14 protein-coding genes are annotated in these 15,199 nt (G+C 66.7%); 11 read left to right on the top strand and 3 right to left on the bottom strand.

Annotated features, from left to right (window positions below; translation table 11 throughout):
- Positions 1-7 precede the first annotated feature (7 nt).
- Together BLP88_RS05275 and BLP88_RS05270 are read left to right on the top strand one after the other, a co-directional pair.
- Positions 8-784 carry a cyclase family protein gene (locus tag BLP88_RS05275; RefSeq protein ID WP_074587497.1) on the top strand — a complete coding sequence of 259 codons (777 nt, stop codon included), beginning with the start codon at positions 8-10 and terminating at the stop codon, positions 782-784.
- Positions 781-2,457 carry a thiamine pyrophosphate-binding protein gene (locus BLP88_RS05270; protein WP_074587496.1) on the top strand — a complete coding sequence of 559 codons (1,677 nt, stop codon included), beginning with the start codon at positions 781-783 and terminating at the stop codon, positions 2,455-2,457. Before BLP88_RS05275 ends, BLP88_RS05270 begins: the two co-directional genes overlap by 4 nt.
- A gap of 88 nt (positions 2,458-2,545) precedes the next feature.
- On the opposite strand, the gene BLP88_RS05265 is transcribed toward BLP88_RS05270, so the two are convergent.
- The 3 genes from BLP88_RS05265 to BLP88_RS05260 all read right to left on the bottom strand — a co-directional run bounded on the left by BLP88_RS05265 (position 2,546) and on the right by BLP88_RS05260 (position 4,061).
- On the bottom strand, positions 2,546-3,409 hold the full coding sequence (locus BLP88_RS05265; RefSeq protein WP_074587495.1) for a PaaX family transcriptional regulator: 864 nt from the start codon (positions 3,407-3,409) through the stop codon (positions 2,546-2,548).
- A gap of 102 nt (positions 3,410-3,511) precedes the next feature.
- Positions 3,512-3,652, bottom strand: coding sequence for a hypothetical protein (locus tag BLP88_RS18925; protein ID WP_175453496.1), 141 nt, complete (start codon positions 3,650-3,652; stop codon positions 3,512-3,514).
- Between the two features lie 10 nt (positions 3,653-3,662).
- Complete coding sequence (locus BLP88_RS05260) at positions 3,663-4,061, bottom strand: RidA family protein (protein ID WP_074587494.1); 399 nt, start codon at positions 4,059-4,061, stop codon at positions 3,663-3,665.
- Between the two features lie 235 nt (positions 4,062-4,296).
- Between BLP88_RS05260 and BLP88_RS05255 the strand changes: the two genes are divergently transcribed.
- The 9 genes from BLP88_RS05255 to BLP88_RS05215 all read left to right on the top strand — a co-directional run bounded on the left by BLP88_RS05255 (position 4,297) and on the right by BLP88_RS05215 (position 15,199).
- Positions 4,297-4,785 carry a cupin domain-containing protein gene (locus BLP88_RS05255; protein WP_373366887.1) on the top strand — a complete coding sequence of 163 codons (489 nt, stop codon included), beginning with the start codon at positions 4,297-4,299 and terminating at the stop codon, positions 4,783-4,785.
- A gap of 39 nt (positions 4,786-4,824) precedes the next feature.
- Positions 4,825-6,477 (top strand): AMP-binding protein, encoded by a 1,653-nt coding sequence (locus BLP88_RS05250; protein ID WP_175453495.1) that lies wholly within the window; start codon positions 4,825-4,827, stop codon positions 6,475-6,477.
- A 13-nt stretch (positions 6,478-6,490) separates the two neighbouring features.
- Positions 6,491-8,881, top strand: coding sequence for a bifunctional salicylyl-CoA 5-hydroxylase/oxidoreductase (locus BLP88_RS05245; RefSeq protein WP_074587491.1), 2,391 nt, complete (start codon positions 6,491-6,493; stop codon positions 8,879-8,881).
- Complete coding sequence (locus BLP88_RS05240; RefSeq protein WP_074587489.1) at positions 8,878-9,747, top strand: fumarylacetoacetate hydrolase family protein; 870 nt, start codon at positions 8,878-8,880, stop codon at positions 9,745-9,747. Before BLP88_RS05245 ends, BLP88_RS05240 begins: the two co-directional genes overlap by 4 nt.
- A 4-nt stretch (positions 9,748-9,751) precedes the next feature.
- Positions 9,752-10,234 carry a cupin domain-containing protein gene (locus tag BLP88_RS05235; protein WP_074587487.1) on the top strand — a complete coding sequence of 161 codons (483 nt, stop codon included), beginning with the start codon at positions 9,752-9,754 and terminating at the stop codon, positions 10,232-10,234.
- 4 nt (positions 10,235-10,238) lie between these two features.
- A complete protein-coding gene (locus tag BLP88_RS05230) occupies positions 10,239-11,141 on the top strand; it encodes an acyl-CoA thioesterase (protein WP_074587485.1) in 903 nt (300 codons plus the stop codon).
- A gap of 32 nt (positions 11,142-11,173) precedes the next feature.
- On the top strand, positions 11,174-12,823 hold the full coding sequence (locus tag BLP88_RS05225) for an AMP-binding protein (protein WP_074587483.1): 1,650 nt from the start codon (positions 11,174-11,176) through the stop codon (positions 12,821-12,823).
- A gap of 134 nt (positions 12,824-12,957) precedes the next feature.
- A complete protein-coding gene (locus tag BLP88_RS05220) occupies positions 12,958-14,712 on the top strand; it encodes a dihydroxyacetone kinase family protein (protein WP_074587481.1) in 1,755 nt (584 codons plus the stop codon).
- Between the two features lie 28 nt (positions 14,713-14,740).
- Complete coding sequence (locus tag BLP88_RS05215; protein WP_074587479.1) at positions 14,741-15,199, top strand: ribose-5-phosphate isomerase; 459 nt, start codon at positions 14,741-14,743, stop codon at positions 15,197-15,199.

The raw sequence follows: 15,199 nt of genomic DNA, 5'->3' as shown, positions 1-15,199 counted from the left end.
GAGAACTATGTCTGTTCTGCAGGGGCTCGTTGCAGCCCTATCAGATGGCTCCGTGCAGGTCATCGACCTCACCACGCCCCTCAGTGGTGATACGCCGATCCTGAACCTGCCCCAACCGCTCGCAAATACCGTTGGACTCTCGCTTACCCCGGTGAGCAATTTCGACGACGCCGGACCCGCCTGGGCCTGGAACGATGTCACCGTGGGTGAACACGCCGGGACGCATCTTGATGCTCCGGTTCATTGGATCACCGGGCGGGACGGAAAATCCGTGGACGAGATCGAGCCCTCGCGCTTGGTCGGCCCGATCGTCGTCCTCGACAAAAGTGCCGAGGCCGCGCAGGACCCCGACTTCCTGCTGGAGCCCGAACACTTCGAAGAGTGGCAACGGGACCACGGGCAACTCCCCGAAAACTGCTGGGTGATTTTCAGGACCGGCTGGTCCGCCCGGGGCGGCAACGCTGCCGAATTCGTCAACGCCGACGAGAACGGACCGCATACTCCGGGTGTTTCGGTCGCCTGCGCCAAGTGGATGGCCGGCAACGATCGCATCAGCGGGTTCGGTGTCGAAACCGTTGGCGTCGATGCGGGCCAGGCCGCGACGATGGACCCGATGTTTCCGGTGCACTCGTTCCTCCTCGGTGCGGACAAGTATGGGCTCACCTCGCTGCGCAACGTGGAGCGGCTCCCTGTCACGGGCGCCACGCTTGTGGTCGCGCCTTTGCCGATTGTGGGTGGAACCGGCAGCCCCGCCCGCGTCTATGCGTTGGTGGAGGGGGCATGAGCATGGAAGTACGCGTGGCAGATCTTGTCGGCAAGACGCTGGCCAGGCTCGGCGTCGGTCACGTCTTCGGGGTTGTCGGCAGCGGAAACTTCGACGTCACCAACGCCCTCATCAAGGAAGGGATTCCCTACACCGCCGCAAGGCATGAAGGGGGCGCCGCGACCATGGCCGATGCGTATTCCAGGATGTCGGGCAAGGTTGGTGTGGCGACGACTCATCAGGGCTGCGGGCTGAGCAATGCCGTTACGGGAATCGGCGAAGCGGCCAAGAGCCGCACGCCCCTCATCGTCCTGACGGCCGACACCCAGGGCGCGGCGGTCCGGTCCAACTTCAAGATCGACCAGGACGGCCTCGTCCGTAGTATTGGCGCTGTTCCCGAACGGATCCATTCTGCGGAGACTGCAATCGCCGATACTGTCAGGGCCTTCCGCACCGCGGTCAACGAGCGCCGGACAGTGGTCCTCAGCCTGCCCCTGGACGTGCAGGGTGCTTCGGCGGCGGACCTGGTCCACACTGTCCAGGTGCGGGAAGCTGCCCGGATCCGCCCTGATTCAGCGTCCGTGGAAAAGCTTGCGGCCCTCATCTCCAAGGCGCAGCGTCCTGTGTTCGTCGCAGGACGGGGAGGACGGGGCGCCCGCGAAAACATCCTGGCGCTGGCCCGGCACGCCGGAGCACTCGTTGCGACATCGGCGGTGGCCAGCGGACTGTTCAACGGCGACACGCACAATCTCGGGATCTCGGGAGGGTTCTCCTCGCCGCTGACCGCGGAACTAATCACGGATGCTGATCTCATCGTCGGATGGGGATGCACGCTGAACATGTGGACCATGCGCCACGGCAGGCTGATTTCCCCGGGCACCACCGTGGTACAGGTCGACGTCGAGGACGCGTCGCTGGGTGCCAACAGGCCAATCGCCCTCGGCGTGCTGGGCGACTCCGCCCTCACCGCTGACGATGCCTTGGACGCCCTGCGCAGGATCCAGCCCGCCCCGGCGGAAAAGTACCGCACGGAACAAACCGCCCTCGACATCAAACAGCGCGCGCGATGGCGCGACGTGGAAACGCCCGACCTGTCCACCGCGGCGTCGATCGACCCGCGCGTTCTCAGCCGGGAACTCGATTCGATCCTCCCCGCCAACAGAATCGTCGCCGTCGATTCCGGCAACTTCATGGGCTATCCCAGCCAGTACCTGGCGGTTCCGGATGAGTTCGGATTCTGTTTCACGCAGGCTTTCCAGGCCATCGGCCTTGGACTCTACACCGCAATCGGCGCAGCCATTGCCCAACCAGGCAGGCTGCCTGTCCTCGGTGCCGGCGACGGCGGATTCCTCATGGGCATCAGTGAGCTGGAGACCGCCGTCCGGCTCAAGCTGCCGTTGGTCTGCATTGTCTACAACGACGCCGCCTATGGTGCAGAAGTCCACCATTTCGCCGAGAACCACGGCCCGGAGGACCTGGCAAGCGTGTCATTCCCCGAGACCGACGTCGCCGCGATTGCCCGCGGGTACGGCGCGGATGGGGTCACTGTCCGGACTCTTGAAGACCTGCAGCCGGTACGGGATTGGGTTTCGGTCCTGCGTGAAGGAAAGCAAGACCGGCCCCTGGTGATCGACGCAAAGATCGCTTCGGACGGCGGAGCATGGTGGCTGGCAGAGGCCTTCCAGGGCCATTGACAGGACCAGGCCACTGGCACAGCCCCTTGGGAACGCAAAAGGGTCCGGGACTCGCGCACGCGAGCCCCGGACCCTTTTGTTGCAGGCTTTAGTTTGCTCCCACGATGGACATTGCATAGCGCCGCGCCTTGGGGCCCAGGAGCGCATGCATCTTTGCGAAAAGCTCTTGTGCCGCGAGGCCATGCCAGTTTGCCGGGAGGTACTCCTCCGGAAGGCCGGGATCCATGTAGGGGAGCCTCCGCCATTGGGTAACCATGGGAACGTAGTCCGCGAAGGCCTGCCGCAGGAGGTCAGTGGATTCCGGTTCGTTGGCTTCGAGCTGCTCCCACCGCTGCAGGATGGGTTGATGCCGTTCCACGAACTCCTGGTACAACGCTTCCAGCGACGGCAGGTCCCACCATTGGCCCACCTTTTCGCGGATGTGGGTTTCAGTGAGGTGCGTTGCCTTGAACAGGTCCACGTAGTCCATGAGTCCGGCGCGATCGAACTGCTGTTCCACTTCGTGTGCCAGGTTTCCGGGAGCGATCCACAGCCCGGGTGAGACCTGGCCGCAGCCGGCGCGAGTCAGGATGCTGCGCAGCTTGTGCCTGAGGTGCCGTTGGGACTCGGGCACCGAGAAGGATGCCAGGAGCCAGGCATCGCCTTTCTTGGCCCGGCGGGGAGAGAAGATCCGTTCATCACCGGCTGTGAAGATGTCCTCGAGGTCCGGCGACAACTTATAGGCAGCCAGGCCATCGCGTTTCAGGCTGACCAGGACGCCACGCTTCTTCAGCCGCGACACCGAAGAACGCACGCCGGCGGATTCAACGCCCAGGTCGCCGAGCAGCTGGATCAGGTCGGCGACGGCAAAGGTGCCGTCCTGGTTGCGGGCGTACAGGCCATAGACGGTGACAATCAGGTGCTGATGGCGGGGCATCGGGGTAGCGTCGGGGACGACATCGGCTGTGGCCATTCAGCGCTACCTCAGACTGTGGTGGTTCGGGTTTCCATGACAGTCCTAGGCTACATCGCGGACTGCTCGAGGCCTCCGCACCAATGCCTGGCGGGCCGCTGATCAGATGTAGATCAGGCCAGCCCACGGCACGGTGACCGGCTTCGTGCCACCGAACACCGATTTGAATTCTTCCTCGAGCAAGGCGCGCATGGACACTTCCTGAGTGTCTTCCTTTGTTTCATCCGAGTATGAAGCGGACATCTTTGCCTCCTCAGCGGTCCTGGATGACGGCGATGCCCTGGATCTCGATCATGGCTTCCTTCTGCCACAGGCGGCTGATGCCGATTCCAGCCATTGCGGGATATTCCGATCCGGCCATTTCACGCCAGATCCGCCCGATCTCCTTGCCGTTCGCCATGTAGTCATCCACGTCCGTCAGGTAGATGGTGACGCTCACCAGATCCTCCGGCCGGCCCCCTGCTTCCGCCAGGGTGGCCAGGACGTTCGAAAAGGCCTGCCGGAATTGCTCCACAATGCCGCCGGGCACGATCTGCATGTCCGCATCGAGCGCGGTCTGGCCTCCCAGGTACACCACATTCCCGGCGAGGATGCCGTGCGCGTAACCGGACGGCTTGGGCAGCGATGAGGGGTTGACGGTCTTCTTGGTCATGATGTTCCTCCTTGGAAGCGGTATTCGGTCGCCGTGGCAAAAAGACCCTTGTTGGGCCGTTCCCACCGTGCTACCTTGAGGATATGTGACGACCGTAAAAAAGTCGACATATCCAAGCTTGGGAAGGGAAACCCGACTCGGTTCCTGCCAGACGGACAGCCCTGATCCCCGAAATCGCAGGCAGCGGACGAACCGCGCAATCCCGTCGCTCCGCAACCACCAAGGAGTAAAGACCATGACTGAATTGACTGAATCCCCCACGTACCGCACCGAGGGCGACAACTCGATCTACGCCGGCGCCGACGGCACGGTCGTCCCCGTCGTCACCCGGGCCGGGCAGGAAGACACCAACACCGCCCAGTCAGGCGACTGCATCCGGGTGTCCGGCGTGTCCATCCAGCACACGCCCGCCACGAAGATCTGGTTCGGCCAGGTCTCGAACGTTCCCGGCTACCGCTCGCTGCCCCATCACCACGGCGAAGCCGAAACCGGCGGCTACGTCCTCCGCGGGCACGGCCGCATCTACTACGGCGAGAACTACTCCGAGTACAAGGACATGGAAGCCGGAGACTGGGTCTTCGTGCCGCCCTTCATGCCCCACGTCGAGGCAAACATGTCCGTCACCGAGGAACTCGTCTGGCTGACCGCCCGCACGCCGGAGAACATCGTCGTCAACCTCGCTGACGTTCCGGACGGGACGCTCGCAGGCTACCGGCGGGCATAGCTCATGACTTCACAAGCGAGAACCAAAGAAGGAGTAGCCATGAGCACCTCGGCCCATGTGGACACCTTTACGCGGGACCACCTGCCGCCGGCAGAGAGCTGGCCGGCCCTCGAGTTCACCCTCCCCGAACTCCAGTACCCCGAACGCCTGAATGCAGCGTGCGTGTTGATCGACGACGCCGTTGCCACCCACGGTGCCGACAGGCCGGCCCTGCGCACCCCCGACGGCGAGGTCTGGACTTACGGTGAACTGCAACTCCGGTCAAACCAGGCAGCCCAGGTGCTCACAGAGGACTTCGGTGTGGTTCCGGGCAACCGGGTGCTGCTGCGCGGGCCGAACAACCCGTGGCTCGTTGCAGCCTGGCTGGGCGTGCTCAAGGCAGGAGCCGTCGTCGTGACCACCATGCCGATGCTGCGGGCCGCCGAAATCGCTACCCTGATCGAGCTCACCAAGCCTGCGGTCGCTATCTCCGACCACCGGTTCGTGGACGAGCTGGTTACTGCGGCCGGCGCGGGACTCGATGTCCTCGCCTACGGAGGATCCGGCATCGGTGACTTCACTGCCCGCTGCGCCGCCAAGAGCGGCGAGTTCACCGCGATGGACACCGCCGCCGACGACGTCGCGCTGCTGGGTCCGACGTCGGGCACCACCGGCGTGCCAAAAGTGACCATGCACTTCCACCGGGACATCCTCGCCATCGCGGACACCTTCGCCCGCCACATCCTGCAGCCGACATCGGAAGATGTGTTTGCCGGGTCCCCGCCGCTCGCATTCACCTTCGGACTGGGCGGACTTGTTATTTTCCCGCTCCGGTTCGGCGCCTCGGCGCTGCTGACCGAGCGTGCAACCCCCGTCGAACTGGCAGAGTACGCCGCGGCTGCCGGCGCCACCATCCTCTTCACCGCTCCCACCGCGTACCGGGCCATCCTCAAGGCCGAACGCGGGGACCTGCTTAGCCGCTTGAGGATTGCCGTCTCAGCCGGAGAGCACCTGCCGAAGGAAACCTGGCAGGCTGTCTACGACGCCACCGGGGTCCGGCTCGTGAACGGAATCGGGGCAACTGAGATGCTCCACGTGTTCATCTCCGCCGTCAGCGAGGACAGCCGGCCCGGCGCAACCGGAAAAGCCGTCCCGGGGTTCCGCGCCACCATTCTGGACGACGCCGGCTCCGAACTGGGTGCCAACCAAGCCGGACGGCTCGCTGTCATCGGCCCTACCGGCTGCCGGTACATGGACGATGAACGCCAGGGCAAGTACGTCTCCCACGGCTGGAATCTCACCGGCGATACGTTCATCCGGGACGAGGACGGCTACTTCATCTACCAGTCGCGCTCGGACGACATGATCGTCACCTCCGGCTACAACATCGGCGCCCCTGAAGTGGAGGCCGCGATCAACCAGCACCCCGACGTGATGGAGAACGCGGTGGTGGGCAAGCCTGATCCCGAGCGAGGCAGCGTGGTCTGCGCCTTCATCGTCCTGCGGGAAGAGGTCGAGGGCGGTGCGGCGAAGCAGAAGGAAATCCAGGACTTCGTCAAGCAGACAATCGCCCCCTACAAATACCCGCGCGAGATCCGCTTCGTTGACGAACTCCCCCGCAACCCCAGCGGCAAGCTGCAACATTTCAAGCTCCGGCAAAGCCTCGAAAACTCCAACGACCAGCTGGCCCACGCGGCAGCACTCCAAGCCTAGAAGGGATCCTTCCATGAAGATCGCAATCGTCGGAGGCGGCCCGGGCGGGCTGTACTTCGCAGCACTGATGAAGCAGCTCGACCCCTCCCACGACATCACCCTCTGGGAACGCAACGCCGCCACGGACACCTTCGGCTTCGGCGTCGTGTTCTCGGATGAAACCCTGGGCGGCATCGGCAACGCCGATCCCGTCGTCGCGGATTACATGGGCCGCCGCTTCGCCCGCTGGTCGGACATCGACATCCATTTCCGCGGCGAAATGATCACCGTCGGCGGCCAGGGCTTCGCCGCGATGAGCCGCAAGGAACTGCTGGAACTGCTGCAACGCCGCTGCATCGAACTGGGCGTCGACGTGCGGTTCAGCACCATGGCACCGCCAATCGAGGAACTCGAAGGCGGCCACGACCTGGTCCTCGCCGCCGACGGCGTCAACTCGCAGATCCGTGCCAAGTACGCCGATTCCTTCGGCCCGGACCTGGACCCGCGCACCAACAAGTACATGTGGCTCGGGACGGACCAGGTGTTCGAGGCCTTCAAGTTCTTCGTGAAGGAAACCGAGTGGGGCGTCATGCAGATCCACGGCTACCCGTATTCGGATGAGGGCTCCACCTTCATTGTGGAGATGCACGAGGACGTCTGGCACGCGGCAGGCTTCGACGAGACCGCGAACCAGGTTTTCCCTCCCGGCGTCTCGGATGAGAAGGCCATCGCCAAGATCCGTGAGATCTTCGCCGAGGAGCTGGACGGCTACGAGGTCCTGTCCAACAACTCCAAGTGGCTGAACTTCAACACGGTCCGCAACCAAAGCTGGCGCCACGGCAACGTGGTCCTGCTGGGCGACGCCGCACACACCGCGCACTTCTCCATCGGCTCGGGCACCAAGCTCGCCATGGAAGACTCCCTGGCCCTGGCCGCGTGCCTGCACGAGCACCCGGACATCGAGTCCGCGCTGGCTGCCTACGAGGCCGAACGCCGTCCCGTGGTCGCGTCCACCCAGCGTGCCGCACAGGCCTCCCTGGAGTGGTTCGAACGCATCGGCCAGTACAAGGACCAGGACCCCACCCAGTTCGCCTTCAACCTGCTCACCCGCAGCCGCCGCATCACCCAGGAGAACCTGCGCCTGCGCGACCCCGAATTCGCCGACGCCGTGGACCGCCACTTCGCCGAATCCCAGGGCCTCACCGAGGTAGCTCCCGCCATGTTCCAGCCGTTCCGCATCGGCGGGCTGGAACTGAAGAACCGCATCATCGTTTCGCCCATGGACATGTACTCCGCCGTCGACGGCGTCCCCGGCGACTTCCACAAGGTGCACCTGGGTTCCAAAGCCCTCGGCGGCGCCGGCCTGGTCATGACCGAAATGGTCTGCGTCTCCGAAACCGGCCGCATCACCCCCGGATGCACCGGCCTCTACACCGACGAACAACGCGACAGCTGGAAGGAAATCGTGGATTTTGTCCACGCCCGTTCCACCGCCAAGATCGGCGCGCAGCTGGGCCACTCGGGCCGCAAGGGCTCCACTAAGCTCATGTGGGAAGGCATCGACCAGCCCCTCGAATCGGGCAACTGGGCCACAGTTGGCCCGTCCGCCCTGCCGTATGGTCCGGACAACCAGATCCCGGCAGAGCTGGACCGCGCCGGCCTGGACGCCATCCGGGAAGAGTTCGTCGCGGCCGCCCGCCGCGCCGAACAGGCCGGCTTCGACCTCCTCGAAATCCACGCCGCCCACGGCTACCTGCTGTCCTCCTTCCTCTCGCCGGTCTCCAACAAGCGGAGCGACGAATACGGCGGCAGCCTGGAGAACCGGCTGCGGTTCCCCCTGGAAGTGTTCGACGCCGTTCGCGCGGCCTGGCCTGCCGGCAAGCCCGTGACGGTGCGCATCTCCGCGACCGACTGGATCGAGGGTGGAAACACCGCCGACGATTCCGTCGAAATCGCCCGGGCCTTCGTGGCCCACGGCGCCGCTGGCATCGACGTCTCCACCGGCCAGGTGGCCAAGGAAGAGAAGCCCGCGTTCGGCCGCAGCTACCAGACGCCGTTCGCGGACCGTATCCGCCAGGAGGTGGCCGCTCCGGCAGGCGTGGCCGTGATCGCCGTTGGCGCCATCTCCAGCTACGACGATGCCAACTCCATCCTCCTCGCCGGACGAGCGGACCTCATCGCCTTGGGCCGTACCCACCTCTACGACCCCCAGTGGACCCTGCACGCCGCAGCGGAGCAGGAATACCAAGGCCCCGGTGCACAGTGGATCCCGCAGTTCCGCGCCGGCCGCCGCAAGCCGCCGAGCTCGCGCACCGATGCCGTCCGCCCGCGCCTGTCCCTGCTCAAGGAACCCGACACCGAAACCACCGACAACCACCTGCGCTGGACGCCGGTTACCACTGCCAAGGAATTTGAGATCGCATGAAACTGGCCACTTTACGCACGGACGGCCGGCGCACGGGCAGGAACGGCACGACGGCGGCGCTCGCTTTGGGCGGCGACCGTTACCTGCCGCTGCCGGCCGCCGACGCCGGAGCCCTGCTCGTCGCCGACGGCTGGCGGGCGCTGGTGCAGAATGCCGTGGCGGCCGACGCGGCAGCGCCGGAGTCCGCCGTCGTCGCGGTCCCGCAGAGCGGTCTGGCACCACTGCTGCCAGCAGCCGGAAAGGTCATCTGCTGCGGACTGAACTACGGCGACCACATCCAGGAGATGGGCCGTGAGCTGCCCGCCTATCCCACCCTGTTCGCGAAGTACGCGGACACCCTCACCGGACCGGCGGACACCATCCAGGTCCACGGCAGCGAGCGGGTCGACTGGGAAGCCGAGCTCGCCGTCGTCGTCGGTGCCGAACTGTTCCGGGCGGACGAGGACGAGGCACAGCGCGGCATTGCCGGTTTCACGGTCGCCAACGACGTTTCGATGCGGGACTGGCAGAACCGGACGCTGCAGTGGTTCCAGGGCAAGGCCTTCGACGCAACCACCCCGCTCGGCCCCGTGTTGCTCACGGCAGATGAGGCAGAGGGTGATTTCGAAGTCCGCGGTTACGTCAACGGGGAACTCGTGCAGCACGGCAACACCGCCACCCTGGTGTTCGGCCCGGCACGGCTGCTCTCCTACATCTCGCAGTTCACGGTGCTGCGTCCCGGCGACCTTGTGCTCACCGGTACCCCGGGCGGGGTCGGCATGGGCATGGTCCCGCCGCGCTTCCTGCAGGACGGCGACGTCATCACCACCGAAATCGACGGCATCGGCCGGCTTGAAAACCGCATTCGAATCAACACCAAGGAGTAGGACCATGAGCGAAACCATCACCGACTACCGCCTCGAGGGCGACAACTCGATCTACGCCCAGCCCGACGGCAAGGTCATCCCGGTCGTGACCCGCGCCGGCGAAGAGGACACCAACACCGCCCAGTCCGGCGACTGCGTCCGGGTCTCCGGCGTCAGCATCCAGCACACCCCGGCTACGAAGATCTGGTTCGGCCAGGTCTCCAACGTCCCCGGCTACCGTTCCCTGCCCCACCACCACGGGGAAGCCGAAACCGGCGGCTACGTCCTCCGCGGTCACGGGCGCATCTACTTCGGCGAAAACTACTCGGAGTTCCTGGACATGAAGGCCGGGGACTGGGTCTTCGTGCCCCCGTTCATGCCCCACGTGGAGGCCAACATGTCCGTCACCGAAGAGCTCGTCTGGCTGACCGCCCGAACGCCGGAGAACCTGGTGGTCAACCTCCCCGACGTCGCCGACGAGACCCTCGCCGGTTTCCGGAGGGCCTGAGCAGATGGCCACCCGAACCCTGACCTCCGAGACCTTCCTCAACGCCATCGAGCTGACTGCGGTCCCCGCGCAGGTCCACGACGAAGCCTACGAGGCCACCACCCAGTACGTCCCGTGGCCCAAGGCCTACGGCGGCGACATGGTGGCCCAGGCCGCTGCCGCCATGATGCGCTCGGTGGACGCCGACCGTTCCCTGCATTCCATGCACAGCTACTTCATGCGCCCGGTCGATATCGGGGCCACCGTCCGCTACGAGGTGGAACGGCTGCGCGACGGCCGCGGCTACTCCACCCGGAGCGTCCGCGGCTACCAGAACGGCAAAGCCGTCTACACCGCGATGGGCTCCTTCCAGGTTCCCGAGGACGGACCGGACTTCCAGCCGGCGGCGCCGGCCGCCGCAGGTTCCGGATCCGCCGTCGACCCCGAATCACTGCGGAGTGCCGCAGAGGTGCTGGAGGGAATCGAGGGCCCGGCCGCCGGATATTGGTCCTCGGGCCGCAGCTTCGACATGCGCCACATTCCCGGGCCGGTGTACGTGGAACTCGAAGGCGGAGCCGTTCCGCAGCAGGCCATCTGGGTGAAAGCCTTCGACCGGCTCCCCGAACTGGCCAACGAGCAGGCCACGGCCGATCTGCACCGCGCGGCGCTGGCCTACGTCTGCGACTACACCATCCTGGAGCCCCTGCTCCGGGTCAACGGGTTGCATTGGTCCAGCCCCGGCCTCACCACCGCAAGCCTGGACCATTCCATGTGGTTCCACCGGCCCGGCCGTGCGGACGACTGGGTGCTGTATGCCCAGGAAGCCGTGTCCGGCCAGAGCAACCGGGGCCTGGCCATGGGCCGCTTCTTCGACAGGCAAGGACGCCTGCTGGCAACGGTTGCCCAGGAGGGCATGATCCGCGCCTGATCCACCCATACTTAATACTGAAAGGAACGGCCATGACAATGACGACATCGGCCCACGTGGACAGTTTCACCCGTGACCACCTGCCGCCCGCCGGCAGCTGGCCCACCCTTGAATTCACGCTGCCCGGGCTCCAGTACCCGGCGAAACTGAACGCCGCCGCGGCCCTGATCGACGACGCCGTCGCCACTTACGGTGCCGAGCGGCCGGCCCTGCGAACTCCCGACGGCGAGGTCTGGAGCTACGGCGAGCTGCAACTGCGCTCGAACCAGGTCGCCCAGGTGCTCAGCGAGGATTTCGGGGTGGTTCCGGGCAACCGGGTCCTGCTGCGCGGGCCGAACAATCCCTGGCTCGCCGCGGCCTGGCTGGGCGTCCTCAAGGCGGGGGCCGTCGTCGTCACCACTATGCCGATGCTGCGTTCAGGAGAGATCGCCACCCTGATCGAACTGACGAAACCCGTCCTCGCGGTCTCCGACCACCGCTTCCTGGGCGAGCTGGCGGATGCGGCGGGCGCCGACGTCGCGGTCCTGTCCTACGGATCGGACGACGACGGCGACCTCGCCGCCCGCTGCGCCGGCAAGAGCGGCGAGTTCACCGCGGTGGAAACCGCCGCCGACGACGTCGCGCTGCTGGGTCCGACGTCGGGCACCACCGGGGTTCCCAAGGTGACGATGCATTTCCACCGGGACGTCCTCGCCATCGCGGACACCTTCGCCCGGCACATCCTGCAGCCCACGGCGGAGGATGTGTTCGCCGGTTCCCCGCCGCTGGCGTTCACCTTCGGACTGGGCGGGTTGGTTATCTTCCCGCTGCGGTTCGGCGCCTCGGCGCTGCTGACCGAACGCGCCACCCCGGTCGAGCTGGCCGAAGCCTCCGCCGCGGCAGGGGCCACGGTTCTCTTCACGGCTCCTACCGCCTACCGGGCCATCCTCAAGGAGGGCAAGGGCGACCTCCTCCGGGGGCTGCGCCTTGCGGTCTCCGCCGGCGAACACCTGCCGCGGGAGACGTGGGAAGCGGTCCGGGAAGCCACCGGCCTCCGCCTGGTCAACGGCATCGGCGCCACGGAGATGCTCCACGTCTTCATCTCGGCCGCCGGCGACGACATCCGGCCGGGCACCACAGGCAAGGCGGTCCCTGGCTACCGGGCAGCGATCCTCGACGACGACGGCAAGGAACTGGGCCCGAACCAGCCAGGCAGGCTGGCCGTGGCAGGCCCCACCGGCTGCCGCTACCTGGACGACCCCCGCCAGGCGAACTACGTAATCAACGGCTGGAACGTCACGGGCGACATCTTCACTAGGGACGACGACGGCTACTTCACCTACCAGGCCCGCACGGACAGCATGATCGTCTCCTCCGGCTACAACATCGGCGCCCCCGAGGTGGAAGCCGCGATCGACCAGCATCCGGACGTCGTCGAGAACGCCGTCATCGGCGTCCCGGACGAGACCCGGGGCGCGGTGGTCTGCGCCTTCATCGTCCTGCGCCCCGGCGTCCCCGCCGGGGACGCGAAACTCAAGGAAATCCAGGACTTCGTCAAGCGGACGATCGCCCCCTACAAATACCCGCGCGAGATCCTCTTCGTTGACGAACTCCCCCGCAACCCCAGCGGCAAGCTGCAGCATTTCAAGCTGCGCGACGTCTTCGACAACACCCCGCGCAAGCTCGCAGGCGCCGCCACCTAAACATACGATTCCCCGCCGCGGCTCGAACGCGGCGGGGAATCCTTATCTTCAACGTCCTCACTTGACGGCGCCTACAACTCTTCCAATATCCTATAGGAAACATGTTTTGTGGCACTTGACGGTGAGGAGACCTGATGACCCGGCTCTGGAACGACCCCGCTTCATTCGCTGACGACGTAGTGGACGGCTTCGTGCGCGCCAACGGCCGATGGGTGCGCCGCGTCCCGGGGGGCGTTTCCCGCTCCACGCGTTCCGCCGAGCCCGAGGTGGCAGTCGTCATCGGCGGCGGTTCGGGCCACTACCCCGCCTTCGGTGGCCTCGTCGGCCCGGGACTGGCGCACGGCGCCGCGATGGGCCAGCTCTTTGCCTCGCCCTCCGCGCAGCAGGTGGAATCGGTGGTCCGCGCCAGCGAGCAGGGCCGCGGCGTCCTCCTCACCTTCGGCAACTACGCCGGCGACGTCCTGCATTTTGGCGCCGCCCAGGAAGCGGTCCGGAAGGACGGCATCGACTGCCGCACCGTCCTCGTCACCGACGACATCTTCAGCGCCCCGCCCGCCGAGCAGCACAGGCGCCGCGGGATCGCCGGCGACCTCACCGTGTTTAAGACCGCTGGCGCCGCCGCCGCGGCAGGGTACGGAGTCGACGACGTCGAACGGGTCGCCCGGGCTGCCAACGCCCGCACCCGCACCATGGGCGTCGCCTTCTCCGGCTGCACCCTGCCCGGCGCCGAGACCCCGCTGTTCACGGTTCCGGAGGGCCGGATGGCCATTGGCCTAGGCATCCACGGCGAGCCGGGCATCGAACTGACGGACATCCCCAGCGCCGCGGGCCTGGCCGAACTGTTCATCCGGTACCTCCTCGGCGCCGCCGAACTCCCGGACGGGATCACGGCCCGCGGAGCCCGGGTGGTTCCGGTGCTCAACGGCCTCGGTTCGGTCAAGAGCGAGGAACTGTTCGTGGTCTTCTCCCGCGTTGCCGAACTCCTGGAGGACGCCGGCGTGGAGCTCGTGGACCCGCAGGTGGGCGAGTTCTGCACCAGTTTCGATATGGCCGGGGTGTCGCTCACCCTCTTCTGGCTTGACGAGGAACTGGAGCGCCTGTGGCTCGCGCCCGCGGACACGCCCGCCTTCCGGACCGGCGCCGTCGACGTCGCCTCCCTCCAACCGGTAACGGACGACGGCGGCGGCGCGCGGCCGGCCGAAGACGACGCCCTGCCCGAATCGAGCGAAGACTCCCGCCGTGCGGCCGCACGGATCGCGGCGGCCTTGGAGGCCATGCGCCTCGCGATCGACGACGAGGCCGCGGAGCTGGGGCGCATTGACGCAATAGCGGGCGACGGCGACCACGGGATCGGCATGCAGCGCGGCACCGCCGCGGCGGCCGCCGTCGCCTCCTCTCTGGCCGCCCGCGGGGCGGGGGCACAGACTCTGCTGGAACGGGCCGGTGATGCTTGGTCCAACCGGGGCGGGGGAACGTCGGGAGCGATCTGGGGACTGATCCTGCGCACCCTCGGCGAGCACCTCGGCGACGCCGAACACGCCACCGGCGCCCTCGTCGCGGCAGGCCTCGCCGCCGCGAAGGACGCCGTGACGGCCTACGGCAAGGCGTCCGTGGGAGACAAAACCCTGGTGGATTCACTCGTCCCGTTCGCCGATACGCTCGCCGCGCGGGTCGCCGCCGGGGACGGGCTGGCCGACGCCTGGCGTGAAGCTGCCGAGGCAGCGACGGCCGCCGCCGAGGCGACCGCAAACCTCCTGCCCGGCATGGGCAGGGCCCGCACCCACGGGGAGAAGTCGCTCGGCGTCCCCGACCCCGGCGCGGTCTCCCTCGCCCTCATCGCCCGGCGCGTGCACGCGGTGCTGGACACCGCAGCTGCCGCCACCGCCTGACCACAGCCACCAACCCAAGGAGGGAACCATGCCCGAATGGCGCATCGTCGTCGGCTCGGACGACGCCGGCTTCGACTACAAGGAAATCATCAAGCGCGACCTCGAAGGCAACGCCGCCGTCACCTCGGTGGCCGACGTCGGCGTGACGGCCGACGGCCACACCAACTACCCGGCGGTCGCCACGGCGGCGGCGGAGATGGTGGCGCGCGGCGACGCGGACCGCGCCATCCTGATCTGCGGCACGGGACTCGGCGTAGCCATCGCCGCGAACAAGGTCAAGGGCATCCGCGCCGTCACCGCGCACGACAGCTTTTCTGTGGAACGCAGCATCCTCTCCAATGACGCCCAGATCCTGTGCATGGGGCAGCGGGTGGTCGGCATCGAGCAGGCCCGCCGGAACGTGCGCGAATGGCTCGGCTACGTTTTCGACCCGTCCAGCGCCTCCAATGACAAGGTCCGCGAGATCTGCAGCTACGAAGGGGTGTGA

Origin of the sequence: Arthrobacter cupressi (genome assembly GCF_900099975.1) — a bacterium.
Taxonomy (GTDB): domain Bacteria; phylum Actinomycetota; class Actinomycetes; order Actinomycetales; family Micrococcaceae; genus Arthrobacter; species Arthrobacter cupressi.
This window is presented reverse-complemented; position numbering and strand designations above follow the sequence as displayed.